The 24,373-nt window shown below is 66.3% G+C and carries 26 protein-coding genes; 14 read left to right on the top strand and 12 right to left on the bottom strand.

What is annotated here, in order from left to right; translation table 11 throughout:
- Nucleotides 1-239: 239 nt before the first annotated feature.
- From NDI56_RS07190 to NDI56_RS07175, 4 genes are read left to right on the top strand one after another with little or no spacing between them, the layout of a single operon-like run.
- On the top strand, nt 240-710 hold the full coding sequence (locus NDI56_RS07190; protein WP_310918758.1) for a 30S ribosomal protein S15: 471 nt from the start codon (nt 240-242) through the stop codon (nt 708-710).
- The gene (locus tag NDI56_RS07185) at nt 710-1,822 is read left to right on the top strand and encodes a hypothetical protein (RefSeq protein WP_310918757.1); all 1,113 of its coding nucleotides are present in this window, start codon (nt 710-712) and stop codon (nt 1,820-1,822) included. Before NDI56_RS07190 ends, NDI56_RS07185 begins: the two co-directional genes overlap by 1 nt.
- On the top strand, nt 1,819-2,058 hold the full coding sequence (locus tag NDI56_RS07180) for a KEOPS complex subunit Pcc1 (RefSeq protein ID WP_310918756.1): 240 nt from the start codon (nt 1,819-1,821) through the stop codon (nt 2,056-2,058). The genes NDI56_RS07185 and NDI56_RS07180 overlap by 4 nt, the downstream gene beginning before the upstream one ends.
- Nucleotides 2,051-2,692, top strand: coding sequence for a 30S ribosomal protein S3ae (locus NDI56_RS07175; protein WP_310918755.1), 642 nt, complete (start codon nt 2,051-2,053; stop codon nt 2,690-2,692). The genes NDI56_RS07180 and NDI56_RS07175 overlap by 8 nt, the downstream gene beginning before the upstream one ends.
- A gap of 154 nt (nt 2,693-2,846) precedes the next feature.
- On the opposite strand, the gene NDI56_RS07170 is transcribed toward NDI56_RS07175, so the two are convergent.
- From NDI56_RS07170 to NDI56_RS07145, 6 genes are all read right to left on the bottom strand, one after another.
- Nucleotides 2,847-3,302 carry a plastocyanin/azurin family copper-binding protein gene (locus NDI56_RS07170; RefSeq protein ID WP_310918754.1) on the bottom strand — a complete coding sequence of 152 codons (456 nt, stop codon included), beginning with the start codon at nt 3,300-3,302 and terminating at the stop codon, nt 2,847-2,849.
- Between the two features lie 219 nt (nt 3,303-3,521).
- On the bottom strand, nt 3,522-4,457 hold the full coding sequence (locus tag NDI56_RS07165; protein WP_310918753.1) for a methyl-accepting chemotaxis protein: 936 nt from the start codon (nt 4,455-4,457) through the stop codon (nt 3,522-3,524).
- Between the two features lie 251 nt (nt 4,458-4,708).
- Nucleotides 4,709-5,242 carry a heme NO-binding domain-containing protein gene (locus tag NDI56_RS07160; RefSeq protein ID WP_310918752.1) on the bottom strand — a complete coding sequence of 178 codons (534 nt, stop codon included), beginning with the start codon at nt 5,240-5,242 and terminating at the stop codon, nt 4,709-4,711.
- Nucleotides 5,243-5,398: 156 nt separating this feature from the next.
- On the bottom strand, nt 5,399-6,007 hold the full coding sequence (locus NDI56_RS07155) for a pyridoxamine 5'-phosphate oxidase family protein (protein ID WP_310918751.1): 609 nt from the start codon (nt 6,005-6,007) through the stop codon (nt 5,399-5,401).
- Between the two features lie 238 nt (nt 6,008-6,245).
- Nucleotides 6,246-7,397: a 5-(carboxyamino)imidazole ribonucleotide synthase gene (locus NDI56_RS07150; protein WP_310918750.1), complete on the bottom strand. Its 1,152-nt coding sequence runs from the start codon at nt 7,395-7,397 to the stop codon at nt 6,246-6,248.
- A gap of 46 nt (nt 7,398-7,443) precedes the next feature.
- Nucleotides 7,444-9,384 carry a flippase activity-associated protein Agl23 gene (locus NDI56_RS07145; RefSeq protein WP_310918749.1) on the bottom strand — a complete coding sequence of 647 codons (1,941 nt, stop codon included), beginning with the start codon at nt 9,382-9,384 and terminating at the stop codon, nt 7,444-7,446.
- A 90-nt stretch (nt 9,385-9,474) separates the two neighbouring features.
- On the opposite strand from NDI56_RS07145, the gene ribH reads away from it, so the two are divergent.
- On the top strand, nt 9,475-9,879 hold the full coding sequence (gene ribH / locus NDI56_RS07140) for a 6,7-dimethyl-8-ribityllumazine synthase (protein ID WP_310918748.1): 405 nt from the start codon (nt 9,475-9,477) through the stop codon (nt 9,877-9,879).
- Nucleotides 9,876-11,036, top strand: a complete 1,161-nt coding sequence (locus tag NDI56_RS07135) for a pyridoxal phosphate-dependent aminotransferase (RefSeq protein WP_310918747.1) — start codon at nt 9,876-9,878, stop codon at nt 11,034-11,036. Before ribH ends, NDI56_RS07135 begins: the two co-directional genes overlap by 4 nt.
- A gap of 8 nt (nt 11,037-11,044) precedes the next feature.
- Here the strand turns inward: NDI56_RS07135 and NDI56_RS07130 are convergent, their stop codons facing one another.
- Nucleotides 11,045-11,791: a hypothetical protein gene (locus NDI56_RS07130; RefSeq protein ID WP_310918746.1), complete on the bottom strand. Its 747-nt coding sequence runs from the start codon at nt 11,789-11,791 to the stop codon at nt 11,045-11,047.
- A 230-nt stretch (nt 11,792-12,021) separates the two neighbouring features.
- On the opposite strand from NDI56_RS07130, the gene NDI56_RS07125 reads away from it, so the two are divergent.
- On the top strand, nt 12,022-12,516 hold the full coding sequence (locus NDI56_RS07125; protein WP_310918745.1) for a hypothetical protein: 495 nt from the start codon (nt 12,022-12,024) through the stop codon (nt 12,514-12,516).
- Here the strand turns inward: NDI56_RS07125 and NDI56_RS07120 are convergent.
- Nucleotides 12,513-12,944 (bottom strand): FAD synthase family protein, encoded by a 432-nt coding sequence (locus NDI56_RS07120; RefSeq protein ID WP_310918744.1) that lies wholly within the window; start codon nt 12,942-12,944, stop codon nt 12,513-12,515. The genes NDI56_RS07125 and NDI56_RS07120 overlap by 4 nt on opposite strands.
- On the bottom strand, nt 12,941-13,438 hold the full coding sequence (locus NDI56_RS07115; protein ID WP_310918743.1) for a Mov34/MPN/PAD-1 family protein: 498 nt from the start codon (nt 13,436-13,438) through the stop codon (nt 12,941-12,943). Before NDI56_RS07115 ends, NDI56_RS07120 begins: the two co-directional genes overlap by 4 nt.
- Before the next feature lie 251 nt (nt 13,439-13,689).
- On the opposite strand from NDI56_RS07115, the gene NDI56_RS07110 reads away from it, so the two are divergent.
- Nucleotides 13,690-15,603 carry a Hef-associated nuclease gene (locus tag NDI56_RS07110; protein WP_310918742.1) on the top strand — a complete coding sequence of 638 codons (1,914 nt, stop codon included), beginning with the start codon at nt 13,690-13,692 and terminating at the stop codon, nt 15,601-15,603.
- A gap of 15 nt (nt 15,604-15,618) precedes the next feature.
- Here NDI56_RS07110 and NDI56_RS07105 read toward each other — a convergent pair whose 3' ends face one another.
- From NDI56_RS07105 to NDI56_RS07095, 3 genes are read right to left on the bottom strand one after another with little or no spacing between them, the layout of a single operon-like run.
- Nucleotides 15,619-17,295 carry a phospholipase D-like domain-containing protein gene (locus tag NDI56_RS07105; RefSeq protein WP_310918741.1) on the bottom strand — a complete coding sequence of 559 codons (1,677 nt, stop codon included), beginning with the start codon at nt 17,293-17,295 and terminating at the stop codon, nt 15,619-15,621.
- Between the two features lie 39 nt (nt 17,296-17,334).
- A complete protein-coding gene (locus tag NDI56_RS07100) occupies nt 17,335-18,603 on the bottom strand; it encodes a HEAT repeat domain-containing protein (protein ID WP_310918740.1) in 1,269 nt (422 codons plus the stop codon).
- A 46-nt stretch (nt 18,604-18,649) separates the two neighbouring features.
- Nucleotides 18,650-19,096 (bottom strand): hypothetical protein, encoded by a 447-nt coding sequence (locus NDI56_RS07095; RefSeq protein ID WP_310918739.1) that lies wholly within the window; start codon nt 19,094-19,096, stop codon nt 18,650-18,652.
- 93 nt (nt 19,097-19,189) lie between these two features.
- Between NDI56_RS07095 and NDI56_RS07090 the strand changes: the two genes are divergently transcribed.
- The 6 genes from NDI56_RS07090 (at nt 19,190) to NDI56_RS07065 (ending at nt 24,313) form a co-directional block, all read left to right on the top strand.
- A complete protein-coding gene (locus tag NDI56_RS07090) occupies nt 19,190-19,846 on the top strand; it encodes an AIR carboxylase family protein (protein ID WP_310918738.1) in 657 nt (218 codons plus the stop codon).
- Nucleotides 19,847-19,993: 147 nt separating this feature from the next.
- Nucleotides 19,994-20,407, top strand: a complete 414-nt coding sequence (locus NDI56_RS07085) for an NADH-quinone oxidoreductase subunit A (RefSeq protein WP_310918737.1) — start codon at nt 19,994-19,996, stop codon at nt 20,405-20,407.
- The gene (locus NDI56_RS07080) at nt 20,400-21,092 is read left to right on the top strand and encodes an NADH-quinone oxidoreductase subunit B (RefSeq protein ID WP_310918736.1); all 693 of its coding nucleotides are present in this window, start codon (nt 20,400-20,402) and stop codon (nt 21,090-21,092) included. Before NDI56_RS07085 ends, NDI56_RS07080 begins: the two co-directional genes overlap by 8 nt.
- A complete protein-coding gene (locus NDI56_RS07075) occupies nt 21,089-22,765 on the top strand; it encodes an NADH-quinone oxidoreductase subunit D (protein WP_310918735.1) in 1,677 nt (558 codons plus the stop codon). The genes NDI56_RS07080 and NDI56_RS07075 overlap by 4 nt, the downstream gene beginning before the upstream one ends.
- On the top strand, nt 22,765-23,811 hold the full coding sequence (locus NDI56_RS07070) for a complex I subunit 1/NuoH family protein (protein WP_310918734.1): 1,047 nt from the start codon (nt 22,765-22,767) through the stop codon (nt 23,809-23,811). The genes NDI56_RS07075 and NDI56_RS07070 overlap by 1 nt, the downstream gene beginning before the upstream one ends.
- A 40-nt stretch (nt 23,812-23,851) precedes the next feature.
- Nucleotides 23,852-24,313, top strand: a complete 462-nt coding sequence (locus tag NDI56_RS07065; RefSeq protein WP_310918733.1) for a NuoI/complex I 23 kDa subunit family protein — start codon at nt 23,852-23,854, stop codon at nt 24,311-24,313.
- The last annotated feature ends 60 nt before the right edge of the window (nt 24,314-24,373 follow it).

The raw sequence follows: 24,373 nt of genomic DNA, 5'->3' as shown, positions 1-24,373 counted from the left end.
CGATGCGGTCGAACAGCCGACACCGTGCGGGTGTGTGTCAGCCGGACCGTATCGCCCGTACGGAGATGGAAACGGTTTAGTTCCGGGGCCGACGACCGTTCCACGGGAACAGCGCGACCGCAAATCTGACACGCCGTGGGATTCCACGGCTCGGGATTGCGGCCGTGTTTGGCATCGTCTGATGCCGATACGCCTCGCTACCGGCAGCGACGAGCGGTTCGTGCGGTTCCAACCCAACTATGGCACGAATGCATACACGCCGTCGCGGCTCGTCCGACTCGGACAAGCCGGCGGCAGACGAACCCCCGGAGTGGAGCGACGTCGACGCCGACGCCGTCGAAGAGCGCGTCGTCGAACTCGCCGAACAGGGCCACTCGCCCAGTGAAATCGGCCTGAAGCTGCGCGACGAAGGCGTTCAGGGCACCCCGGTCCCGAACGTCAAACTCGCGACCGGCCAGAAGGTCACCGAGATTCTCGAGGACAACGACGCCGACCCCGACGTCCCCGAGGACATCCGCAACCTGATGGAGCGTGCAGTCCGTCTGCGCGACCACATGGACGAGAACCCCGGCGACCACCAGAACAAGCGGGCCCTGCAGAACACGCAGTCGAAGATCCGCCGACTCGTCGACTACTACCGCGGTGACGAGCTCGACGAGGACTTCACCTACAGCTACGACAAGGCCGTCGCGCTGCTCGACGACGACTAATGTCGACGACCGGTCGGGACCAGGCGCCAGCCCCAGCCGCCAGCGACCTCGCCGCCGCGCTGGAACGGGCCACGTTCGTTCGGCTCGTCAGCGACGCGACCGGCGACTCGCTGGCCGGGACGGGCGTGCTGGCACGGGCGCTCGCCGACGACGACACGCCGTTCCAGGCGAGCGTCGTCGCGCCCTTCGCCGACCCCGACCGGACTACCGAGGCCGACCTGACCGTCGCGCTCGGTCGGACGCACGCGAGCGCCGACCACACGCTGTCGGCGACGCCCGCCGCCACGGCGTTCCAGATCGCCCGCGAACTCGGGGCGACCGCCGACCCGACTCTCGCGCTCGCCGGCACGGTCGCCGGCGGCGACGTGGACGGGACGGTGGCCGACGCCGCCGAGCGGGCGGGACTCGAACGCCGGCCGGGCCTCGCCGTCCCCGTCGCGGACCTCGCCGACGGACTGGCCCACTCGACGCTCCTTTCGGGGCCCTTCTCGGGCGACGAAGACGCGGCGCGGGCCGCGCTGGCGGGGCTGGACCTCCCGAGCGAACCGACCGCGGACGACCACCGACGCGTCGCGTCGCTGGTCGCGCTGGCCGTCACCGACGACGCGCCCGAACGCGCGTCGTCAGCGCTCGCTCGGGGGCTCCACCCCTACGTCGGCGGCCCCTTCGAGACGGTCGGCGGCTACGCCGACGTGTTAGACGCCGCCGCACGCGCGGAGCCGGGCACGGGCATCGCGCTCGCGCTGGGCCACGACAGCGTCCGCGAACGGGCGCTGTCGGCGTGGCGGACCCACGCCGAACGGGCACACCACGCCGTCGCCGAAGCGACGACCGGCCGCTACGACGGCCTCTTCGTCGCCCGCGGCGACGGCATGCCAGTCGGGACCGTCGCCCGCCTCGTCGCCGACTACCACGCGCCGGAACCGCTGGTACTGGTGGTCACCGACGGCGAGGCGGCCGCCCGGGCGACCGACGGTCGGGACGTGGCCGCGACCATGCGGACCGCGACCGACAGCGTCGGGGGAACCACCGCCGGACGGGGCGACCGTGCACGCGCACGGTTCGACGTCCCGACGTCGGAGCTCATCGAAGCGTTCCGGGAGGCGACATGAGACGGGCAGCAATCCGGACGTCACACGGCTCGCCCGCCGGCGCCGAGCGCGTCGCCGCGGCCGTCCGCCCGGACAACACCGCCGAGATGACCACCCGCGTCGAGGGCGAGACGGTGGTCACCACCATCGAGCGCGACGCCACGAACGGCCTCCAGTCGACTGTCGACGACTACGTCGTCAATCTCCGGGTCGCAGCACAGCTTTCCGACCAACCAACACAATCCAATCATGAGTGAACGAAGCGTCTCCAAGCGCAAACAGCAGAAACGGTGGTACACCGTGCAGGCTCCCGAGCAGTTCGGTCGGGAGACTCTCGGCAAGACCACAGCAGACGAACCGGACAAGGTGCTCGGTCGCACCATCGAGACCACGCTGGGCGAACTGAACAACGACGCCAGCGAGAACAACACCAAACTCACGTTCAAGATCAACGAGGTCGCCTCCGACACCGCCTACACGGAGTTCATCAAACACGAGCTCACGCGGGACTACCTGCGCTCGCTCGTCCGCCGGGGCTCCTCGAAGGTCGAGGCCTTCGTCACCGTGCTGACGACGGACGACTACCGCGTCCAGATTCAGCCGGTCGCCGTCACGACCAAGAAGGCCGACGCCTCCCAGGAGAAGGCTATCCGCCGCACGATGATAGACCTCGTCAGGGAGACGGTCAAAGAGCGGACCTTCGAGGAAGTCGTCGACAGCGTCGTCGAGGGCCGCCTCTCCTCGGCCATCTACGGCGAGGCCAAGGACATCTACCCGCTCCGACGCGTCGAGATTCAGAAGACGACGCTCGAAGCGCGTCCCGCCGAAGTCGCCGCCGAAGAGGAGACGGCCGTCGATGTCGACGAGGAAGACGTCGACGTCGACGCCTGAGACGGAACGCCGTAGATTGTTTCCGGATTGCACCGGCCCCGGGTCGGTGTCCACCGGGACAGCACTACGACGCGCCGTCTGATTCGGACCACACGACTCACTTTTTGTGGCCGAACGATCGTCGAGCGGCCGCTGTGCCGGGTGACCAGCCGCGTTAGCTGGTGGTCGTCCCGGACTCGGCTGTCTCCGTCGCCGGTCCCTCGGTCACGACGACGGTCCCGACCATGCCGCCCGACTCGTGTGGGATACAGAAGTAGGGGTACTCCCCGGGCACCTCGAAGGTGTGTTCGTAGGTCTGGCCCTCGAACAGCGTCCCGCTCGTGCTGTTGGCCCACGACTCCCGGGCGGCCTGCTCGCTGTCGAAGCCGCCGGAGGCGAAGTATTCGGCCCCCTCGGGGAGGCTGCTCTCGTAGGCAGTCACCGAGTGGCCCTGCTTGTTGGTGTTGAGCCAGGTGACAGTCGTCCCGGCCGTGACCTCGAGGGTCTCGGGGCGGAACACCTTCGCACCCATGCCCACGTCGTAGTCGGTGGGCTCGCTGCTCCCGATACAACCCGCGAGTCCGACCGCGGCTGTCGGCACCGCCGCCCGGAGGAAGGCCCGTCGCTCCATATACCGCCCTGTCCGGGCTGGATAGACATAGACCGCTCGGTATCGACCGTCGCCGGTCTCTGAGCCGTCTGCGAGGACGGGTGTAGCACGCGCCCACGCCGACGGACGGCTCTGAGGTGTCTCCCGAGGTCTACACAGACTGTGCCCGTGGACGCAAAGACGCATCCGGGAGCGACTGGCCCTCGAACTTTCACCGGCGATTCCGAACGCAGCGCGTGGTCAGTCCCCCGTTCCGTCCGCTTCGTTGCCCGTGGCACTCCCGGCCGAGAAGACGAGTTCGTGTTCGGACTCGGTGTCGAACCGGTCGAGGATAGCGTGGAGCGGCTTGGCGTACCGCTGGAGGTCGGCCGCTCGGCTCGACATCTCGCCGAGCTCCGCCGCCTGCTCTTCGGTCGCGGCGCTGACGATAGTGGTCTCGGTCTGTATCGTCTCACTGGCCTGTGCGACGTCCCGAACCTCGCTGGCTTTCTCTTCGAGCTGGGCCACCTGTGGCTCGAAGTCCGCGCCGGGGTGGCTCGCGGCGAACTGTTCGAGCGTCGCTGCCACTCCCTCCATCGTCTCCGATATCGCCTGCAACTGCTCTCTCTGGGCCTCCGCGTCGGCGGAGATGTTCTGCATGGCGTCGACGACGTCGCTGCTGGCTCTCCGGACGGTGTCGGAGCTCCGCTCGACCCCGACACCGGCCGACTCGACCTCGTCGACGTAGGATTTGAGCTGGTCGGTCGTCTTCTCCAGCTCCGCGACCATGTCGTTGAACTCCACGGCGATTCTGTCCATCGCCTCGTCTTCGCCCGTCGCCTCCATCCGCGTGGTGAGGTCACCGGCCGCACACTGCTGCATGATGTCGGCGTACTCCTCGGCTTTCCGCCGGGGGGAGTCGCTCGTCCCCTCGGCCACGGCACGGGGGAGTTCCTGTGACTGCTCGGTGTCTGCCTGGCCCGGCTCCGCGCCGTTCTGTCTCTGTTCTGTGTCTTCCAGTCCCGGCTCTGTGCTGTCGCGTCTCTGCTCTGAATCGTCCTGTGACTGTGCCACACCGTCCTGTCCGGCGTTGTCCCCTGACTGCCCGGCGTCGCTGGGCTTCCCCGTGAAAGCGTCGCGAATCGACGCGAAGCTGCGAGTCAACACGTTCGGTTTCGACCCGTCCTCTTCAGCCATCGCAACTCACCTCGGTGCCGGCAAGCTGTTTCGCCCCGGCGATATGGAAAACGGTCGCCCGACCCGTGTTTCTTCCTTCCGTAGGAAACAGGGCTGTATGTTCCGTGCACATGGATTTATATAAATAACACTATCTATGAGAAAAAAACTACCGGTTGCTGCACCATCTGTCACAGAGATGTCTCAGGCAGCTATCGTGACCGGTATTACGGTCGCTCACAGAACACCGTTCCGACGACGGCACTCGCCGGTCAGTCCGCCTGCCGCACCTCGATGCGGCAGATGTCGGCGCCGTCTTTCATGCACTGTGGCTCCTCGATCGTCAGGTTCGTCCCGTAGTGAGCGGCGCTCCCCTGTATCAGACCTTTGCCGAACTCACAGAGGTGCCGGTCGGAGCTGTACAGGACAGCCAGCCCGTCCTCACCGAACGGTTCAGTCTCCAGTTCCGGTGGGGTGAACCCGCTGTCGTTGCGCTGTTTGAGCGACTGGTGAATCGTCTCCTCGACGTTGTCGATCAGGTCGAGTACCCCCCACTCGTCGTCGAAGTAAATCTGGCCGTACATGTCCGCCAACTTCTCGAAGAGGAACTGACCGAACGTTCGCTGGAGCTCCGCGTCGCTCACGCCGGCGTCTTCTAGAAGTACCTCATATATGCCCTGGAACTCCTCGTCCGGATAGTCTTCCATCCGCGTGTACCAGTCCGTGTCCACACCTGCGACTTCCTTGACCTGCTCCCACCTGTTGCGACTGTGCTCTTCGATAACGAACGTCCTCAGACCTGTCATCACGACTCCGTGCATCTGACTACGTTTATAAATCAACAGTAAATTTAAAAATTTTTCTATAGTATATCAAATAATTCCGCGTGCGAAGAGCGCACGTCGCGGGACTGACCCGGACCGCTTCAGGCGTCTATCCCACCTCGGTTCGGCCGTGGCGTCCTAATCGACGAAGTAGTTGGCCTTCTTCACCTCCAAGTCGTCTATCCCCCACGGGGGGTCGAACTCCTCGATAGCGAGTTTCGGGACGTGTTTCGCGCAGTGGATGTAGGCCTCCTCGACCTCTAGTTCCACCCACAGCTTCGTCTTGTCCACGTCCGTCGGGTCGACCGCTTCGGGGAGCTGTTCGCGGAGAGTGACCTCGCCGTTGACGTGCAGGCCGACAGTTGTCTCCCACCAGTCGACGAACAGAAACGTCGCCTGCGAGTTCTCCTGCATGTTACCCAGCGAGGCCTGGACACCGTTACCCCGATACTCGGGGTACGCGAGACGGTTCTCGTCGAGCACGTTCACGAACCCCTGTGGCCCAAACCGGGGCGAGCAGTCGGTTTCACCCGCTCCGTCCGCTGTGGAGAGAAAAAACATGATTCGCTCGTCGATGAACGAGATCATCCGGTCGTTCAAACTCTCCTGCATGGCCCCGTCGTAGAACTGAAGTGCCCGCTCTTTGGTATTTAGCTCCTCCTGAATCTCGTGTTCGCCTTCACTACCGGGCAGCTCCTCGTCTGAACGCGACTCCTCGGTGCCCCCGAAATGGTCTTTTCCAGACATACGGTTGGCTTGTCAGGCATCGCTCTTAATTTTATGGATGATAAACTATAAACAATACCGGTGAGAACTGAATATACCGCCGATTGGCGGTGTTTCGTACAGTTCGACAAAGCGTGTCGGACGGTCGTGGTCGGACTCTCGATTCCGGGTGGCACAGCCCGCGCGGTCTGCAAAGGTGAGTGGTCACACTGGCGGGTCCGATATCGAGTTCCACGGTCCGGCGTGGGTCCGCGACGACTCAGTCCGACCGAAACGTCAGCCCGTCGCGCAGTTCCCGGAGGTCGGCGAGCAGTTCGCCGCAGTCGTCGCCGGTCATCGTGACGTGGCCCATCTTCCGGAGCGGGTACACCTCGCGCTTGCCGTACCAGTGGAGGTGGGCCCGCTCCGTGGCGAACACCGACTCCTCACCGGCCATGGTCGCGGTCCGGCGCTCGTCGACGTCGCCGAGGATGTTCGCGGAAACCGTCGGGTCCCGCAGCTCCGTGGTCCCCAGCGGCTCGCCCAGCACCGCCCGGATATGCTGCTCGAACTGGGAGGTGTGACAGCCCTCGATGGTCCAGTGGCCGGAGTTGTGGGGGCGGGGCGCGATTTCGTTGAGCAGGATCTCGTCGTCGGCCGTCTGGAACAACTCGACGCCGAAGACGCCCCGTCCCTCCATCACGTCCAGCACGTCGAGTGCCACTTCGCGAGCGCGTTCGCTGACGGCCTCGCTCGCCCGTGCGGGGGCGACGCTCTCTCTGAGAATCTCCTCGCGGTGGATAGTTTCGGTCACGGGGAAGGTGTCCCGTTCGCCGTCGCCCAGACAGCCCATCACGGCCAGTTCCCGCTCGAAGTCGACCATCTCCTCGACCATCGCGGGGCCGGCGATGTCGTCCATCGCCGCCTCGACCTCGTCCGGGCCGGAGACGGGAACGTTGCCGCGGCCGTCGTAGCCGCCGGTGCGGGCTTTCAGCATCGCCGGGTAGCCGAGTTCCTCGCAGGCAGCCCGGAGTTCCGCGGCGGTGTCGACGCCGCGAAAGTCGGGGACCGGGACGCCCGCCGCCGCCAGCCGGCGCTTCTGGACCAGTTTGTCCTGAATCAGCCGCAGCGTCTCCGGGGCCGGGTGGACCGGGGTGTCCGTCTCCTCGGCGACGCGTTCGAGCACGTCGGGGTCGGCAAGCTCTATCTCGAAGGTGAGCACGTCGGCTCGCTCGGCCAGCGCCCGGAACGTCGATTCGTCCTCGAAGCCGCCCACGAGCTGGTCGCGGACGACCGGGGTCGCCGGGCAGTCCGGCGTCGGGTCGGCGACGACGAGTTCGACGCCGAGTGGTGCGGCCGCTTCGCCGAGCATGCGTCCGAGTTGCCCGCCACCGACCACGCCGACGGTCGGGCCGGGGGACGTTCGTGTCATATCCGGGCCTACCGCTGGGGTCCGCTTAAGCCTTTGAGTTCCCGACTCACTGGGCTGTTCCGTTGCCGACGTACGCCTCGTTCGTCCAGACGGTAAAGCGGTTCCGCTGCCCGGTGGTGCGCATCCGGTAGGTGTCCCCGTCGTAGTCCGCGGCCTCCAGTTGCGCACGTGGGACCGTCGGGTCGAAGTTCTGGGTGATGAGTACCGGCGGCGGGTCGTTTCGGACGATGGATTCCAGGTTCCGCTCGTTGTTCTCGCAGTTTACGTCCATATCGCCCGCGGCGAAGTACCACGGCAGCGGCAGGGAGTTGTACCACATCATGCAGGTCGGCTGGTTGTTCCACCACGACTCGTCCCACTCGTCCCGGTTCGGCCCGACGTAGGCGTTGACGTTGTCGTGCTGGCCCCCGCTCTCCCCGTAGTAGACCAGCACGTCGCTGTCCCCGCTGTGGGCCGCCGCGAGGCGGTTCATCTCCTCTAACTCGCCTTTCAGCTCTTCGTTCGGCTGGGCGTACTGGACCAGCGGGTTCCCGTCCTGTGTCGTGTTCGTGTACACGAGGCCCACGGCCGACTGGGCCACGAGCGCCGAGAGCAACACCAGCACGATGGTTGCGCTGCCGAGACGGTTGATATCGCCCGCAGCCAGCGCCTGCGACCCCCATCGGAAGACCGCGGCGAGTGCGACGGCCGCCGGCACCGCTAGCGGGACGATCGCGTGTGCGGCGATCCACGGGGCGCCGATGTCGGTCCCGAGCGGGTAGCCGAAGACGGAGACGAACCCGGCGTAGAAGGTGAACGGAATCAGATGCCGCGGGGGGGTGTAGCCAAGTCGGTCGAGGGCGTAGCCGAGGCCCGCGAGCACCGCCACGGCCCGTGACCCCACCAGCAGCGCGTCGACGAACACCCAGAAGTGGCTGAGGTAGCTGTCGAAGGATTTCCCTTCGGCGGGTTCGAGCCAGTTGCCCCACTGGTCGACGACACGCTCGGTCGTCGTCCCGAGCAGTTGCCCGAACAGCGACGGGTTCGTTATGCCCTCCCAGAAACCGACGTAGCCGGGCGCGGTGGCCGCGACCGGGGGGTGTTCGATGCCGGCGACGCCGGCTCCGCGCGGCGCGTAGAAGAACAGCGAGACGAACCCGAAACACAGGAGCGCGAGGACGATGTGGCCGACGTAGCCGCCGGCGACGCGCCAGGCGGCGTCGTGCCGGGCGCGAAACGAGCGGACGAGGCCGACGACGCGTTTCACGTCGCCTCTCACCCGACCGACGACGCGGTCGCGTATCGCCTCGGCCGAGGGCGTGTCCGTGATGAAGAGGATCGCGTCCCGGAACCCGTTGGGCAGTACCAGCAGCTTCGCCAGCAGGAGGCCGGTCGCGCCGAGCCAGGTCACGACGTAGACGAGCGCGTTCTCCTTCGATGCGAAACCGAGAGCGAGGAAGACGGCCGCGGCGTACATGTAGCGGGCGTTCCGCGTGTCGTAGAGGCGGACCAGCAGCCCGAACGCGGTGAACATGAACGCCGCGACGAGGACGTCGCTGCGCATGAACCGCGAGTAGTACAGCAGGACGGGGTCGGCGGTAAAGAGGACCGCCAGCGCGACGATCTCGCTCCGCGAGAGATGTCGCCGGAAGAGCAGCGCGGACAGCGGGAGCAGCCCGCCGACGACGGCGACCGGCAGCCGCATCGCGAAGTCGCTCGGGCCGATGAGGGCGAACACCCACCGGTCGACGTGCTGGATGAACGGTCCGTGGATGATGTATCGGTAGGCGAAACTGCCGGAATCCCCGAAGTGCCACGCCCAGTAGGCCACCCGGCCCTCGTCGAAGTGAGCGGGCCGGGCGCCGAGAAACAGGAGGCGCAAGACGAGGCCAAGCAGCGTGATACCGACGACGAGCTTGACCGTCGCGTACTCGTCGGTCCGGAGCCACGACTCGCCACGGCGACGGAACTGCTGGAGGGCGGGCACCACACCGCTCGACGTTGCCATGTCGGGTGCAAGACGAGCGGGGATTAGAATCTTTCTGGTTTCCCGACACGGAACGGTAGTTCTTTAGGTGCGAACGCCACCCACTCAGGTATGGTGCAGCTCGGACTGGTCGTCGCTCAGTACGACAAACACGGGGACGTCATCGACGCGATGTCGGAGTCAGCTCGCACGGCCGCGGCCGACGCGGGTGCGACAATCGCAGATACACTCTCGGTCCCCGGGGCCTACGACACCCCGCTCGCAGCCGACCGGCTGGCACGCCGGGACGACGTAGACGCCGTCGCGGTGCTCGGCGTGGTCATCGAAGGCGACACCGACCACGACAAGGTCATCACCGACGCCGCCGCGAGGGGGCTGACCGACGTCTCGCTCTCGCGTGATACGCCCGTCACGCTGGGCATCATCGGGCCGGGCATGAGCAAAGACGAAGCCGAGGCACGCACGCACAAGGGTGGCTCGGCCGTCACGAGCGCCATCGAACTCGCAAAACTATGACTATGGATTTCGCTTCACGGGTCGGACGAGTAGAGCCGAGCGCGACACTCGCGATCAGCAACAAGGCCGCCGAACTGGAGGCCGAGGGCGAGGACGTCGTCGACCTCTCCGTCGGCGAGCCGGACTTCGACACGCCGGAGAACATCAAACAGGCCGCCAAGGACGCCCTGGACGCCGGCCACACCGGCTACACCTCCTCGAACGGTATCCCGGAACTGAAGGAGGCTATCGCCGAGAAGCTCCACGACGACGGACTGACTCAGTACGAGGCCGACAACGTCATCGTCACGCCGGGCGGGAAACAGGCGCTGTACGAGATATTCCAGACCGTCATCGACGACGGCGACGAGGTCGCCCTGCTGGACCCGGCGTGGGTCTCCTACGAGGCGATGGTGAAACTCGCCGGCGGCTCGCTCACCCGCGTCGACACCGCGGCCCACGACTTCCAGCTCGAGGGCGCGCTCGACGAGCTCGCCGAGGCGGTCTCCGACGACACCGAACTGCTCGTCGTCAACTCCCCGGGGAACCCACACGGTGCGGTCTACTCCGAGGAAGCGCTCGAAGGGGTGCGCGACCTCGCCGTCGAGCACGATATCACTGTGATATCCGACGAGATTTACAAGGAGATAACCTACGACGGTGTCGAGGCCGTCTCGCTAGGCACGCTCGATGGAATGGAAGACCGCACGGTGACGCTCAACGGCTTCTCGAAGGCCTACTCGATGACCGGTTGGCGGCTCGGCTACTTCGCCGGGCCGGAGGAACTGGTCTCCCAGGCGGGCAAGGTCCACTCGCACTCGGTCTCCTGTGCGGTGAACTTCGTCCAGCACGCCGGCGTCGAGGCCATCACGAACACCGACGAGGCAGTCGAGGAGATGCGCCAGGCCTTCGCGGAACGGCGCGAGTTCCTCATCGGCCTGTTCGAGGAGCACGGCGTCCACGTCCCCGAACCGCAGGGCGCGTTCTACATGATGCCCGAAATCGCACCGGACGGTGACGACACCGAGTGGTGTGACAAGGCCATCTCGGAGGCACAGGTCGCGACCGTTCCGGGGTCGGCCTTTGGGACGCCCGGGTACGCCCGCATCTCCTACGCCAACAGCAAGGAACGCCTCGAAGAAGCGGTCGACCGGCTGGCCGAACACGACCTCATCTGACACCGCATTCAGACAGCCTGTTTTCGTTTGTACAGATACCACCCGCCAAACAGGAGATAGGTTGGGGGAAGGAGGAACATAGAGGCAAACGCCACTCCAAGCGTCAGGCCGGGGTTCGGGTGCCACGTACTGGAGTTCAGCCGGACGTAGCTCGAATCGCGGTAGATGGCGTACGGGAACGGGGCCAACAGGATGACGCCGAGGCTCGCAAGCAACAGCGTGATGGGAAACAGCGCGTGTGGATACCAGTACGCTGCTATCTCGATGCTCAGTCCAGTACCGATGAGCGGCGTCGACAGCACAAGACTCCCCGCGGCGACAGCGCCCCACCGTCCGGTATCGACCCAGTCGGCGACGTGTTCGTGACGCTTGTAGAGGTAGTAGAAGGCAAGCGGTGGAAAGAAAAATGTACCGAGCCCGAACATATTCGGGTCCGGTTGCCAGTCGATATCCGCTGTTTCGAGGGTCTTGGCATCGGAGTAGACGGCAATACCGGTGGTCAGTGCCCCAGCCCCAAGCAGTGCAATCGCGAGGAGGGGAAGTACAAATAAACTGAAGAACAAAATAGTTCCAAATCCGATATATATACCGCCTATCAAAACATCTGAACCGGTGATGTACCCCAACGTGATCAGACCCCCCATCAACAACAACGGTATGGAGACGAAGACGAGCAACGCGATCGGCGTCATCAGCGCCCACTCCAGCACACGGTAGGCCCGCGATTCAACGTCCTCGACCGTGGCTCGATTCATCGGTGTTTCCCTGCGATATTGCACATTATTTATACACTCGAAAAGATATATAAATAAAAATTCCGCTCGAAAAAGCCGCGTTACCGCAGCACTCGGTAGCGATGATAGGGAACTAGCCGCCGACGAACGGGGCAGGCACCGAGACGAAGAGCGCGGACAGCAGCGCGGCGTCCGAGCAGGATATTATAAGAAAGCTAACTGTTTTCACCGCGGGACACGGAACGGTTGGTATGCCAAGCAGACGTGCGGTGCTGTCTCTGGTCGTCGGTGGGGCGGTCAGCTCTCTCGCCGGCTGTGGCGGGTCCGCCGAGGGAACCGAACGCGAGTTCGGGCTGACGACCACCGGAGCCGAGGGAGTCCCCGGGCAGGCGGTCGGTGTCGAACTGACGGCCCGCGGCGTCGGTGTCGTCACGTACCGCGTCGACGCCCTCCCCGCTGGCTGGCAGGTGACACAGGGTGATTTCGACCCCGGGCCGACCTCGGTCCGGGAGGTGTATCCGCCGGAACTGCTCTGGGAGCCCCCAATAGGGACGGTGACGGGGTCGTTCATCGTCGAGATAGGCACGAAAGCCGCGCCCGGAGACTACTCGCTGCCCGTCGAAGCCCGGGCCGGCGAGTCCGACGAGACCGTCGTCTCGACGGCGGTTATCACCGTCGCGGGACCGACCGGGAGTCCCTCGCCACAGCAATCGACGGACCGCCAATCGACGCGCGGGACGGACTAGTCGCTCCGTTCGGCCAGTATCTGGTCGATAATTCGGCCGGTCGACAGCAGTCGGTCGGGGTCCGACCGGTCCAGCGGGCTGGCCCGCCGAATCGAACAGTCGATGCCCCGCTCACCCAGCGCCGCCTGCAGGCGCTCCTCGTCGTGGTGCTGGTCGTACCCCAGCGCGATGACGTCCGGGTCGATGCGCTCGATGGGGACGAAGATGTCTTCGGGGTGACCCAGATGGGCCTCGTCGACGGGCTTCAACGCCGCCACCATCTCGCGGCGCTGCTCGTCCGGCACCACTGGCGGCGCCTTGTGCGTGACGTTCTCCGAGCGGGCGATGATGACGTGAAGTTCGTCGCCCATCCCCGCGGCGTCCCGGAGATAGTGGACGTGGCCGGGGTGGAGCAGGTCGAAGGTCCCCTGCGCGACGACGCGTGTCACGAGTCGAACTCCTCCTCGCGTAGCTCCCGGTCGATGTCGTGCTGGTCGAAGTCGAAGAACGTCTCCTCGGGCGGGTCGATGTCGAGCACCGGCAGGTCGACGGGCTCGCCGTCGTTGTCGAAGGCCTGCCAGTCGTCGGGCCCGTACGGGTAGCCGACGATGATGTGAACGTCGCCGCGGCCGAAGGTGGCCAGGTCGGCGTCGCTGGGCCGGAGCACGCCGTTGGGGTGGGAGTGAATCGACCCCGCGGCCCGCATATCGTTCGGTATCATGCTGGTCTTGACCGTCGCGCTCACCGGGTTCGATTCCGTTCCCGGAATGACCAGCACGTCGGTCAGGACGGTGCCGTCGCGGTCGAGCCCGACCTTCCGGGCCTTGTCGCCGCGCAGCATGCCCATGTACTCGTTCGGATGTGAGTCCTCGGACGCGACACGTGCGAACTCGAGTGCCGACTCGGCGATGCCGAGTATCTCGCCCGAGCGAAACAGCCCCATGTTCGGAGGTGGGTCCGGCCCGGTTCTAAGAGTTCCGCTCTCGGATTCAAACAGGATACTGCTGATGGGCACCACTCTTCAGAGTATAACCGCGGGAGAGTCCGGCCCCTTTCAGTCCCGGCCATGCCGGCTGCGGGCGGGGCTTTCTGGCGGTCGGAATCACTGTCGAGTGTGGCTCCCGTTCTGTATTCGGTTTTAGCTAGCCAGCGATTTCGAAGAGTACAAACCGCCGAGTGTCGAAGTGACGGCAAATGTCTTCGCCAACTGGCACCAACGACGGTGCCGAGGCTCCCGACGGGGGAGCCATCGTCTACGATCTCGCGTCCGGCTGTACCGCTGATGATGTCGAAGTCGGAGCCCGCTATCGGGCGACGGTCAACGGCGTCGTCGACTACGGTGTCTTCGTCGACCTCTCCGATGCCGTCTCCGGTCTCGTCCACGACTCGAATCTCACTGGGTCCTACGACGAGGGTGACCAGCTCGTCGTCGAACTCGGCGAGGTCCGGTCCGACGGCGATATGAGTTTCGAGGAGGTCCAGGTGACCGAGTTCGAGACGGAGCACGTCCCCCACGGGACCGCCGCCGACGTCGACGACCTCGACGACTCGACCGGTGACACCGTCGTCGTCGAGGGACAGGTCGTCCAGATCAAACAGACCGGCGGCCCCACTATCTTTCAGGTCCGCGACGGCACCGGCGTCGTCCCGTGTGCCGCCTTCGAGGAGGCCGGCGTTCGCGCCCATCCCGACGTGGAGATAGACGACATCGTGCGCGTCTCCGGCCGCGCCGAGGAACGCAACGGCGGCGTCCAGGTCGAAGTTGACGCGCTGGCACGCCTCGACGGCGACGAGGCGGCCGGCGTGAAAACGGTCATCGACGACGCCCTCGAATCGGCGGCCGAACCCGCCGACATCGACCCGCTCGTCGAGTGGCCCGCCTTCGAGAAGCTGTGGGACGACCTCCGGCAGGTCGCCACCGAACTCCGCAAGACGGTGCTCGAAGGCCGTCCGATTCGGATGCGCCACCACGCCGACGGCGACGGGCTCTGTGCCAGCGTCCCGCTGCAGGTCGCACTCGAACGGTTCATCGCAGACTACTACGAGGACGACGACGCCCCCCAGCACCTCCTCAAGCGGTTGCCGAGCAAGGCCCCCTACTACGAGATGGAGGACGTGACCCGGGACCTGAACTTCGCGCTGGAGGACCGGACCCGGCACGGTCAGAAGCTCCCGATGGTCCTGATGCTCGACAACGGGTCGACCGAGGAGGACACGCCGGCCTACCGGAACCTGCGACACTACGACATCCCCGTGGTCGTCGTCGACCACCACCACCCCGACCCCGAGGCCGTCGAGCCGCTCATCACCGAGCACGTCAACCCCTACCTCCACGACGAGGACTACCGCATCACGACGGGGATGATGTGCGTCGAGCTCGCCCGGATGATCGCACCCGACCTCACCGAAGACCTCCAGCACGTCCCCGCCGTCGCCGGCCTCTCGGACCGGTCCGAGGGCGAGGCGATGTCCGACTACCTCGCGCTGGCCGACGAGAAGGGGTACGACGAGAGCGATCTCCGCGACATCGGCGAAGCGCTCGACTACGCGACCCACTGGCTGCGCTACAGCTCCGGCGAACAGCTCATCACCGACGTGTTGAACGTCGACTGCGACGACCGCGACCGCCACGGCGAACTCGTCGAGTTCCTGGCCGGGAAGGCCGAACGCGACGTGGACGAACAGCTCGACGCGGCGATGGACCACGTCGAACACGAGCGCCTGGACAACGGCGCACACCTCTATCAGATAGACGTCGAGAACCACGCCTACCGGTTCACCTACCCCGCGCCGGGGAAGACCACGGGCGAGATTCACGACGCGAAGGTGGCAGAGACCGGCGACCCCGTCATCACCATCGGCTACGGGCCGGACTTCGCGGTGTTGCGCTCGGACGGCGTCCGACTCGACATCCCGCGGTACGTCACCGAACTGACCGAGGAGGTCTCCGGCGGCGGCGTCTCCGGCGGCGGCCACCTCGTCGTCGGCTCCATCAAGTTCGTCTCCGGCATGCGCGAGACGGTCATCGACGCGCTGGTCGAGAAGATGGCCGACGCGGAAATCGACGAGGAGCTCGCGAGCTCGACGGCCCTGCCCGACGACATCTGAGGCGACTGCGGTTTCTCAGGACGCGAACCGTACCCGCCGAGCGGCCAGTCCGGCGACCACCAGTGCGCCGACGACTGCGGCGAGGAGGCCGACCGGCACGGCGGGCTGCCCACCGGACCAGTCCGCGTCGAACACGCGCCCGAAGTAGTCCGCCGCGGCGGTGCCCTGCAGGACGAGGAGCACCTCGCGGTTCACCGTGGCGGCCTGCTCGTTCCAGTTCAGACTCCCCACGATCACGCGGTCGTCGTCGACGACGGCGCCTTTGGCGTGTATCTTCCCGTACCGGTCGCCGGGGTCCGCCAGTTTCGCCGACAGCGGCGCGCCGGTCCGGTCGGCCCACGACCCGAAGCGCTCGACCACCCGCTGATTCTCCTCGCGGACGTACCACGCCGAACTCAGGAGCACCCGGACCTCGACGCCGCGCTTTGCGGCCCGCCGGAGCGCTCGCAGCAGGGGTTCGTCCCACCCACCGACGGTCGGCTGGACGACATCGACCGAGTCGGTCGCGGCGTCGAGTTCCCCGACGAGCGCGCTCTGGGCGTTGTCCGGGGTCACGAGCAGGTCCGTCCCCTCGACCGGTATCGTCGTCGCGTCGAACCGTGCGGGATAGCTGCCGTTGGCCCGCTCACCGCGCTGGAACGACCGGCCCGCACGGTAGCTCTGCCAGTCGATAGCGTCGCGCCAGCCGGCGTCGGCGCGGAACGTCGCCGCCAGCCCGTCGACGACCCGCGGCTGGCTCGTCGCCACGCCCCAGCCACGGCTGCTCCGGCCGCCTGTCCCCGCCGGCTTCCAGTTCTCCGTCATGACGACCCCCCGCTCGTCGGCGACGGCGTACTTCGCGTGATGGTAGCGGTAGCGGGCTCGCGGACCCGCGACGACGCGGACCTCGATGCCTGACCCGCGCAGCCGGTCGAGCGTGCGGGCCTCGGTGCGGGTTCGCCCGCCGACGGGCTCCCCTTCGAGCAGGACGCGAACGTCGGCGCCGCGGCGCTGTGCGGCGACCAGCGCGTCGGCGACACGCGACGAAGACAGCGTGTAACCGGCCAGATACACCCGGTCGCTGGCGTTGCGGACAGGTGCCAGGGGCGCCTGCGGGGCATCCGGAAGCGTGAACGCCCGAACCTCGCCGGCCCGCCCCGTGACGACGGGGCGGTCGGTCGCGCCGAGGGGTCGCCAGTGGACTGTCGACCCGTCGATGATTCCGAGTTCCCCCTCCTCGGTGTCCGCGTAGCGAACGCTCGCGACGGCGGAGCCGTTCCGGGTGAGTGTGACGGTGTCGCCGCCGTTGGCCAGTGCCGGCGCGCTGTCGAGGCCCACGACGGCGGCGTCAGTCAGGTTCCGGACCCCGTCGGGGGCGCCTGTCAGCGCGACGCGCCCGCTCGCCGTCCGGTTCGGAAGGCGGGCCGTCGTGTCGCCGTCCGTGAGCGCGTAGCGGCCCAGGGCGGTGCCGTTCGGCACGTCGATGACGACGAACTCGCCGCGGTCGCCGCCCCTGACGGGGTCGGGGTAGACGGCGTGGAGGGTCGGCTCGCTGGCGCGTGCGCCGGTCGCGGGGTCGGTGAGCGGCTGGGACTGAGCACCCGCCACCGGCTGTGACGGAACGGACTCGGGGGCCGTGGCTGGACCCAGCAGGCCCGCGGTGGCGACGCTACAGAGGACGAGCGAGACGACGAGGAGACGGGGCAACCGCATCGGCGGGGCTGGCCCCGCGTTCGTACAAAAGGGTTCGGCCTACGCGCCAGCGGCCTTCTCGGCCTCGGCCTGCACGAGGTACGCGCGGTCGTCGGTGTACTGTGCGGCCTCTTCGAGGGCGTCCGCGGTGCCGATCTGGCGGAGCGCCCACGCGGCCGACGCGCGGACCTCGTCGCTGTCGTCGCTCTCCAGTACGTCCGCGAGCGGCTCGACGGCGCGGGTATCGCCCAGCAGCCCGAGCGTGCGGGCGCCCACCGAGCGAACCTCGTCGTTCTCGGTGGCGAGCTTGTTCGCGACGGGCTGGACCGACTCTTCGCTGCCGATGGCGCCCAGTGAACGGAGCGTCACCTTCTGGAGCGCGGGGTCACCGTCGCCCTCGATGAACTCGTGGAGCGTTTCGGCGGCGCGTTCGTCGCCGATCTTCCCCAGCACCTTTATCGGCCCCTTGTTCCGCTTCTGGGCCAGCTCGTGCATCTCCTCGAAGACCGGCTGGGCGTCGCTGCCGAGGTGGTAGAAGATGTCGATTGTGTACTCCTCGTAGAACTCCGAGCCGAGCTTGTCGAAGGCGAAGGCGACCAGGTCGAGGTTCCCCGCCTCGGCATGGAGCTTGGCCGCGTTCCACTCTGGCGGGAAGTCCTTGCGGTTCTCGTTGGTCAGGATGTCGTAGAACCCCTTCGCGTCGAGCTGCTCGCGGACGGTGAGGTCGCTCCAGACCTCGGCGGCGTCGAGGTCGTCTTCGAGCGCTTTGGCCGCTTCGAGCAGCTCCGCGATGGCCTCGGCGTCAGCGTCGGCGTCGAGCGATTCGGACTCGATGGTGGCTGCGACCGTGCCGAGTGCGTCTGCCGCCTCGTCGAGGTCGTCCCCCGCGTCGGCGTCGGCGTAGTCGGTGACCCCGGCGAGGAACGTCTCGACGGCTGCCATGGCGTCTTCCTCACCGTCTTCGGTCCACTCGCTGTCGGTAAGCGTCCCCTGTGCGTCCTCGATGATGACGACGACGTCCTCGGCGTAGGGGCCACGCTGTTCTTCGAGGTCGTCCCGGAGGGCAGAGAGCCGGGACTCGATGTCGTCGGCCGGGTCCTCGGCCTCTTCGTCGTCCTCGTCGGGCTCGGGCAGGTCGGCGGCTTCGAGGTCGCTCTCGACGGCGTCCAGCCGCTCCTCGACGCCGTCCAGCGCGGCCTCGGTCTCGGCCGCTTCGAGTTCCTGTTCAGCCTCGTCGAGACGCTCCCGGAGCTCCTCGGCGCTCACGGTCGTCGCAGGCACGTCGCTGGTTTCGCCTGTGTCCGCCGGCTCGTCGTCCCCGTTGCTCATGTACGCAGGTGTGTGGACGCGGGCTAAGAGGGTTTTCCTTTCGGGGTCAGTCAGCGGGGTCGGCAGCTATCCCGGGGCCCCCCGGTCCACTGTGCCCGTCGAACCGGCGGATAACGGCCAGCATACCGACGGCCATGCTCGCAATCACGACGCCGAAAACGAACAGTCCGACCGCGGCGCCGAACCGGAACGAGCCGACTGCAGCGAACAGCCCCATCGTTCCGGTGACCCCCAGCGACGCGACACCCCCGCTGATACCGCCGACTTTCGCGCTTTCCCACTGGGGCTGCTGGGCTGTCCCGGCGCCCGAGCGGTTCAGTTGGCCGTGAACGGACGCGTACAGACCGACCGCGACCGTCCATACGGCGGCGTTGAACACCGTGACGAGCGCCGCCAGTCCGGCATCGACGACCGGCAGGACACCGATGTACGACACGACACCGACGACGGTCCCGGCGACCGGAGCCAGCAGGTACCGGTAGCTACGTCGCATGGACGGACGTTCCCGACCGCTCGACAAAATGATTCCCCATCGACACCAGTCCAAACCGCATACGCTTAGGACCGAGGCCGTGCAGGACCGACCATGACCGCAGACAGTGTGCAGTCGCTAATCGACCAGCTCCACGAAGAAGCCGAGATGGCTGTCCCGAACGACGAGACGCCCGACATCGGCATCGTCATGGGGTCGGACTCGGACCTGCCGACGATGGCCGGCGGCAAGGGGAAACGGCCCGGGGCCTACGCCGCGCTGGCCGACGAGCTCGACTTCGCGGAACAGACCGACTACACCGACGCGCCCGACGCCCGCTTCACCTTCGAGACGTTCGTCTGTTCGGCCCACCGCACGCCGGACCTGATGTACGCCTACGCCGAGACGGCCGAGGCCCGCGGGGTCGACGTCATCATCGCCGGCGCGGGCGGGAAGTCGGCCGACCTCCCGAACATGACCGCGAGCATCGCCTACCCGCTCCCGGTCATCGGCGTGCCCGTCCAGGAGAAGTCCGTCGACTCGGTCATCGGGATGCCACAGGGTGCGCCCATCACGGCCGTCGACGCTGGCAAGTCCTTCAACGCGGCATTGACTGCCGTTCAGATGCTGTCGCGCAAGCACGAGGAACTGCGTGACCGGCTGGTGACGTACCACCAGCGCCTCCAGGAGGAGGTCGGCGATGTCTCCCGAGACCTCCACGAACTGGGCACGCCCGGATTCAAAGACCAGTATTGGAGGGAGGAGGAATAAGTCCGGAGCCCCATCACTGAGGCTCCCATACGTGGGTGTTCGAGACGCCGCACAGATAAGGCCGAGCCGCCCGAATTCCGGCGCCGTGGTGGTTATCAACCCTTATATGCGAGTACTCCTAACGCTCGCACGATAGGAGATACCGGAATGAGTAATCCATGGATTGCCATCGGCGCGCTCGCTGTCGTGGCCCTCGCGATACCCATCACGATGATGGCCGTCTCGAGCCTGCTGCGACCGAGCGTTCCCGAACAAGGCAAAACCGCCACCTACGAGTCCGGTGAAGTGCCGACTGGCAGCAGCCAGAAGATCAAGTTCAATATCCAGTACTACATGGTCGCGCTGCTGTTCGTCGTCTTCGACATCGAGACCGTCCTCATCTTCCCGTGGACGGTCATCTACCGCGACGCCGTCGGCGCGGTCGGTATGACGAAGGCACTGCTGCCGATGGTCGCGTTCATCGGCGTGTTGGCTATCGGGCTCGGCTGGGCATGGCGCAACGGCGCAGTCAGATGGGTGCGCAGTCCGCGCGCCACGAAAGGGGCAGACACCTATGAGTAGTGACCAGACACCACCGGCAGTGAAGGACGTATCGACCCAGGAGGCCCGGATGGGTGAGGGGGCCGACGACCGGTTCAACTCGACGCTGCGTGAGGCCTTCGGCTCCACGCCGTTCATCCTGACCAAGTTCGACAAGTTCATGAACTGGGTCCGGGGCTCCTCGATGTTCATGCTGCAGTTCGGCATCGCCTGCTGTAGCATCGAGATGATCGCCACCTACGCGATCAAACACGACCTGGACCGCTTCGGGGCCGGCATCCCGCGGGCGTCGCCGCGACAGGCCGACGTCATCATCGTGCCGGGGACCATCGTCTCGAAGTTCGCCCCGCGCATGAAGCGCGTCTACGACCAGATGCCCGAGCCGAAGTTCGTCGTCTCGATGGGCTCGTGTACGATTTCGGGCGGGCCCTTCCAGGAAGGGTACAACGTCGTGAAAGGCGCCGAGGAGATAATCCCGGTCGACATCCACGTCCCCGGCTGCCCGCCACGCCCCGAAGCGCTGGTCTACGGCGTCGCCAAGCTCCAGGAGCGCATCGCCAACGGCGAGTCCTCGCCGGTGACGGTCAAGCCCTACGAGCTAGAGCAGTTCGGCGACCTCGACCAGGACGAAATCGTCCAGAAGCTCGCCGACGACATCGACGAGGACGACCTCGTGATGCGGTACAACTGGAACAACTCGCCATGAGTCTAGAGAAACCCTCCACACCGACCGAAATCGGCGTCACCGACGACGGCCTCGATTACGACGCGCTCGCCGACCTGCTGGGCGGCCACGTGCTCGACCGCGAGACCCACGTCAACGCCGAGGCGTTCGTCATCCGGCCCGACGAGGTGCAGGCCGTCCTCTCGACGCTGAAAGAACAGGCGGGCTTCGACCACTGTTCCTGCGTGACGGCCCAGGAGTACGACGACCGCTACGAATCTATCTACCACCTGCGCAAATACGACGACCCGACACAGGAGCTGTCGGTCGTCGTCCCCTCGCCGAAGGACGACCCGCACAACCAGTCGGGCGCCCGCGTCTACGACACCGCCTCCTGGCACGAGCGCGAGGCCTACGACCTGGTCGGTATCGACTACGACGACCACCCGGACCTGCGACGGATTCTCCTGCCCGAGACCTGGCAGGGCCACCCGCTCTCCCAGGACTACAATCAGGACCAGCCCCAGATTGTCACCCTCCGGGAGAACGCGAACCCGCTACAGGGTGACCAGCGCAGCGAGGACGACCCGGACACGATGTTCGTCAACATCGGGCCACACCACCCGGCCACGCACGGCGTCCTCCACGTGAAGACGGTGCTGGACGGCGAGCAGATAGCCGACCTCGAACCCGACATCGGCTATCTGCACCGCTGCGAGGAGCAGATGTGCCAGCAGGGCACCTACCGCCACCAGATTATGCCGTACCCCGACCGCTGGGACTACGTCTCGGCCGGCATCCTCAACGAGTGGGCCTACGCGCGGGCCGCCGAAGACCTCGCGGACATCGAGGTCCCCGAGTACGCGCAGGTCATCCGCACGATGTCCGCCGAGCTGTGTCGCATCGCCGCGCACATGCTCGCCCTGGGGACCTTCGCGCTGGACGTCTTCGGCGACTTCACGGCCATCTTCCAGTACGCGTTCCGCGACCGCGAGGTCGTCCAGAACATCCTCGAGGACCTCACCGGCCAGCGGCTCATGTTCAACTATCTCCGCCTCGGTGGCGTCGCCTGGGACCTGCCCGAGCCCCGCGAGGAGTTCTTCGAGAAGGTCCGGGACATGCTCGACGATCTCCCGTACAAGCTGGAGGAGTACCACGACCTCATCACGGGCAACGAGATATTCCAGATGCGGTGTGTCGACACCGGCGTCCTCTCGCCCGAGATGGCCAAGTCCTACGGCGCGACCGGACCCGTCGCCCGCGGCTCGGGCGTCGACTACGACCTCCGCCGCGACGACCCCTACGGCTACTACGACGAACTCGACTGGAACGTCGTCACCGAGACCGGCTGCGACAACTTCTCGCGCGTCCTCGTCCGGATGCGCGAGGTCGAGGAGTCGGCCCGCATCATCGAGCAGTGTGTCGACCTGCTCGAACAGTGGCCCGAGGACGACCGCGAGATCCAGTCCAACGTCCCCCGGACGCTGCGTCCGGACCCGGACGCGGAGATCTACCGCGCGGTCGAGGCCGCCAAGGGCGAACTGGGCATCTACATCCGCTCCGACGGCACGGACAAGCCGGCCCGGTTCAAGATTCGCAGCCCGTGTTTCTCGAACCTGCAGACGCTGCCCGAGATGTCCCAGGGCGAGTACATCCCTGACATGGTCGCCTCGCTGGGCAGCCTCGACATCGTGCTCGGGGAGGTGGACCGCTGATGGCGCCGGAGTCGGCCCCGCTCCCCGAGACGCTGGCGGAGCTCGCGGGTCTCGACCCCAACAGCGTTCCGGTGATGATCCTGACGAGCCTCGTCGGCGCGGCCCTCATCGGCACGCTGATGATGACCAACACGGCCCTCGCCGGTCCGTGGGCGAAACGGAAGATAACGGCCGCGTTCACCGACCGTATCGCCGTCGACCGTATCGGCCCGTTCGGGCTGCTCATCATCGTGGCTGACTCGGTACGGCTGCTCTCGAAGGAGCTCATCGTCCCCGACGGCGTCGACCGCCCCGCGTGGGACCTCGCACCGCTGCTCATCGCGAGTTCGGCGCTGCTTGGCTTCGCAGTCATCCCGATGGGGAACGGCCTCCATCTGGCCGACCCCGAAGTCGGACTGGCCTACGTGTTCGCGACGGCCTCGATGGCCTCTGTCGGGCTGGTGATGGCCGGCTACGCGTCGAACAACAAGTACTCGTTCCTCGGCGGGCTGCGCGCGGTCGCACAGAACGTCGCCTACGAGATTCCGCTCATCCTCACCGGCGCGTCGGTCGTCATCTTCGCCGGCTCGCTCCAGATGAGCGAGATCGTCGCGGCCCAGTCCCAGACCCTCGTCGGGCCGATTCCGTCGTGGTACGCCTTCGTCAACCCCTTCGCGTTCGTGCTGTTCATGATCGCGAACCTGGCGGAGGTCGGCCGCAACCCGTTCGACATCCCGGAGGCGCCGACGGAGATTGTCGCGGGGTATCAGACCGAGTACTCCTCGGTGTACTTCGTGCTCATCTACCTCGGCGAGTTCATCCACATCTTCCTCGGTGGCGCCATCATCGCCACCATCTTCCTCGGTGGACCGGCCGGCCCGGTGCTGCCGGGTATCGTCTGGTTCCTCATCAAAATCTGGGGCGTCTTCCTCTTTACCCAGTGGGCCCGCTCGGCGATTCCGCGCGTCCGAATCGACCAGCTCATCGAAATCGGCTGGAAGGGCATGCTCGTGCTCTCGCTGGCGAACCTGCTGTTGACGGCGGTCATCGTCGGGGTGGTCGCCTGATGACCGCACTCACGACCGCGACCGCTGGAGGTATCCGACAATGATTGGCATCATGAAATCCATGGCGACGACGATGAAACACGCCCTCGACGGGGAGACGTTCACGGTGGAGTACCCGGACGTCACACCCGAGGTGAGCCCCCGCTTCCGTGGCGTCCACAAGTTCAGCCAGGAGCGGTGTATCTGGTGTCGCCAGTGCGAGAACGTCTGCCCGAACAACACCATCCAGATCGTTCAGGACGACCAGCGCAACGGCGAGCAGTACAACCTCCACATCGGCCAGTGTATCTACTGCCGGCTGTGCGAGGAGGTCTGCCCGACGGACGCCATCCTGCTGACCCAGAACTTCGAGTTCACCGCGGACACGAAAGACGAGTTCGCCTACGACAAAGAGCAGCTCAAGAACGTCCCGTGGTACAAGGATATCGACCCGCTGGAGTCCCGAGAGCCGGACCGCGGTGCGTGGATCGGTGAGGGCGAAGGCGAGATCGACTACCAGTAGTGCGACGTACCGCGCCGGAGGCGCGGTTTCACCGGACTCGAACGCAGTGAGAGTCCGGCC

This window comes from Halomicroarcula saliterrae (assembly GCF_031624395.1).
GTDB lineage: Archaea > Halobacteriota > Halobacteria > Halobacteriales > Haloarculaceae > Haloarcula > Haloarcula saliterrae.
This window is presented reverse-complemented; position numbering and strand designations above follow the sequence as displayed.

What these genes read in the sequence shown, in the direction of transcription:
- NDI56_RS07080 (WP_310918736.1), top strand. Translation starts at nt 20,400, where the DNA reads ATGAGTAGTGACCAGACACCACCGGCAGTGAAGGACGTATCGACCCAG.
- NDI56_RS07065 (WP_310918733.1), top strand. Translation starts at nt 23,852, where the DNA reads ATGATTGGCATCATGAAATCCATGGCGACGACGATGAAACACGCCCTC.
- NDI56_RS07145 (WP_310918749.1), bottom strand. Translation starts at nt 9,384, where the DNA reads ATGGCAACGTCGAGCGGTGTGGTGCCCGCCCTCCAGCAGTTCCGTCGC.
- NDI56_RS07190 (WP_310918758.1), top strand. Translation starts at nt 240, where the DNA reads ATGGCACGAATGCATACACGCCGTCGCGGCTCGTCCGACTCGGACAAG.
- NDI56_RS07110 (WP_310918742.1), top strand. Translation starts at nt 13,690, where the DNA reads ATGTCTTCGCCAACTGGCACCAACGACGGTGCCGAGGCTCCCGACGGG.
- NDI56_RS07125 (WP_310918745.1), top strand. Translation starts at nt 12,022, where the DNA reads ATGCCAAGCAGACGTGCGGTGCTGTCTCTGGTCGTCGGTGGGGCGGTC.
- NDI56_RS07150 (WP_310918750.1), bottom strand. Translation starts at nt 7,397, where the DNA reads ATGACACGAACGTCCCCCGGCCCGACCGTCGGCGTGGTCGGTGGCGGG.
- NDI56_RS07180 (WP_310918756.1), top strand. Translation starts at nt 1,819, where the DNA reads ATGAGACGGGCAGCAATCCGGACGTCACACGGCTCGCCCGCCGGCGCC.
- NDI56_RS07105 (WP_310918741.1), bottom strand. Translation starts at nt 17,295, where the DNA reads ATGCGGTTGCCCCGTCTCCTCGTCGTCTCGCTCGTCCTCTGTAGCGTC.
- NDI56_RS07135 (WP_310918747.1), top strand. Translation starts at nt 9,876, where the DNA reads ATGACTATGGATTTCGCTTCACGGGTCGGACGAGTAGAGCCGAGCGCG.
- NDI56_RS07170 (WP_310918754.1), bottom strand. Translation starts at nt 3,302, where the DNA reads ATGGAGCGACGGGCCTTCCTCCGGGCGGCGGTGCCGACAGCCGCGGTC.
- NDI56_RS07075 (WP_310918735.1), top strand. Translation starts at nt 21,089, where the DNA reads ATGAGTCTAGAGAAACCCTCCACACCGACCGAAATCGGCGTCACCGAC.
- NDI56_RS07130 (WP_310918746.1), bottom strand. Translation starts at nt 11,791, where the DNA reads ATGAATCGAGCCACGGTCGAGGACGTTGAATCGCGGGCCTACCGTGTG.
- NDI56_RS07090 (WP_310918738.1), top strand. Translation starts at nt 19,190, where the DNA reads ATGACCGCAGACAGTGTGCAGTCGCTAATCGACCAGCTCCACGAAGAA.
- NDI56_RS07155 (WP_310918751.1), bottom strand. Translation starts at nt 6,007, where the DNA reads ATGTCTGGAAAAGACCATTTCGGGGGCACCGAGGAGTCGCGTTCAGAC.
- NDI56_RS07095 (WP_310918739.1), bottom strand. Translation starts at nt 19,096, where the DNA reads ATGCGACGTAGCTACCGGTACCTGCTGGCTCCGGTCGCCGGGACCGTC.
- ribH (WP_310918748.1), top strand. Translation starts at nt 9,475, where the DNA reads ATGGTGCAGCTCGGACTGGTCGTCGCTCAGTACGACAAACACGGGGAC.
- NDI56_RS07085 (WP_310918737.1), top strand. Translation starts at nt 19,994, where the DNA reads ATGAGTAATCCATGGATTGCCATCGGCGCGCTCGCTGTCGTGGCCCTC.
- NDI56_RS07175 (WP_310918755.1), top strand. Translation starts at nt 2,051, where the DNA reads ATGAGTGAACGAAGCGTCTCCAAGCGCAAACAGCAGAAACGGTGGTAC.
- NDI56_RS07185 (WP_310918757.1), top strand. Translation starts at nt 710, where the DNA reads ATGTCGACGACCGGTCGGGACCAGGCGCCAGCCCCAGCCGCCAGCGAC.
- NDI56_RS07070 (WP_310918734.1), top strand. Translation starts at nt 22,765, where the DNA reads ATGGCGCCGGAGTCGGCCCCGCTCCCCGAGACGCTGGCGGAGCTCGCG.
- NDI56_RS07160 (WP_310918752.1), bottom strand. Translation starts at nt 5,242, where the DNA reads ATGACAGGTCTGAGGACGTTCGTTATCGAAGAGCACAGTCGCAACAGG.
- NDI56_RS07115 (WP_310918743.1), bottom strand. Translation starts at nt 13,438, where the DNA reads ATGGGGCTGTTTCGCTCGGGCGAGATACTCGGCATCGCCGAGTCGGCA.
- NDI56_RS07100 (WP_310918740.1), bottom strand. Translation starts at nt 18,603, where the DNA reads ATGAGCAACGGGGACGACGAGCCGGCGGACACAGGCGAAACCAGCGAC.
- NDI56_RS07165 (WP_310918753.1), bottom strand. Translation starts at nt 4,457, where the DNA reads ATGGCTGAAGAGGACGGGTCGAAACCGAACGTGTTGACTCGCAGCTTC.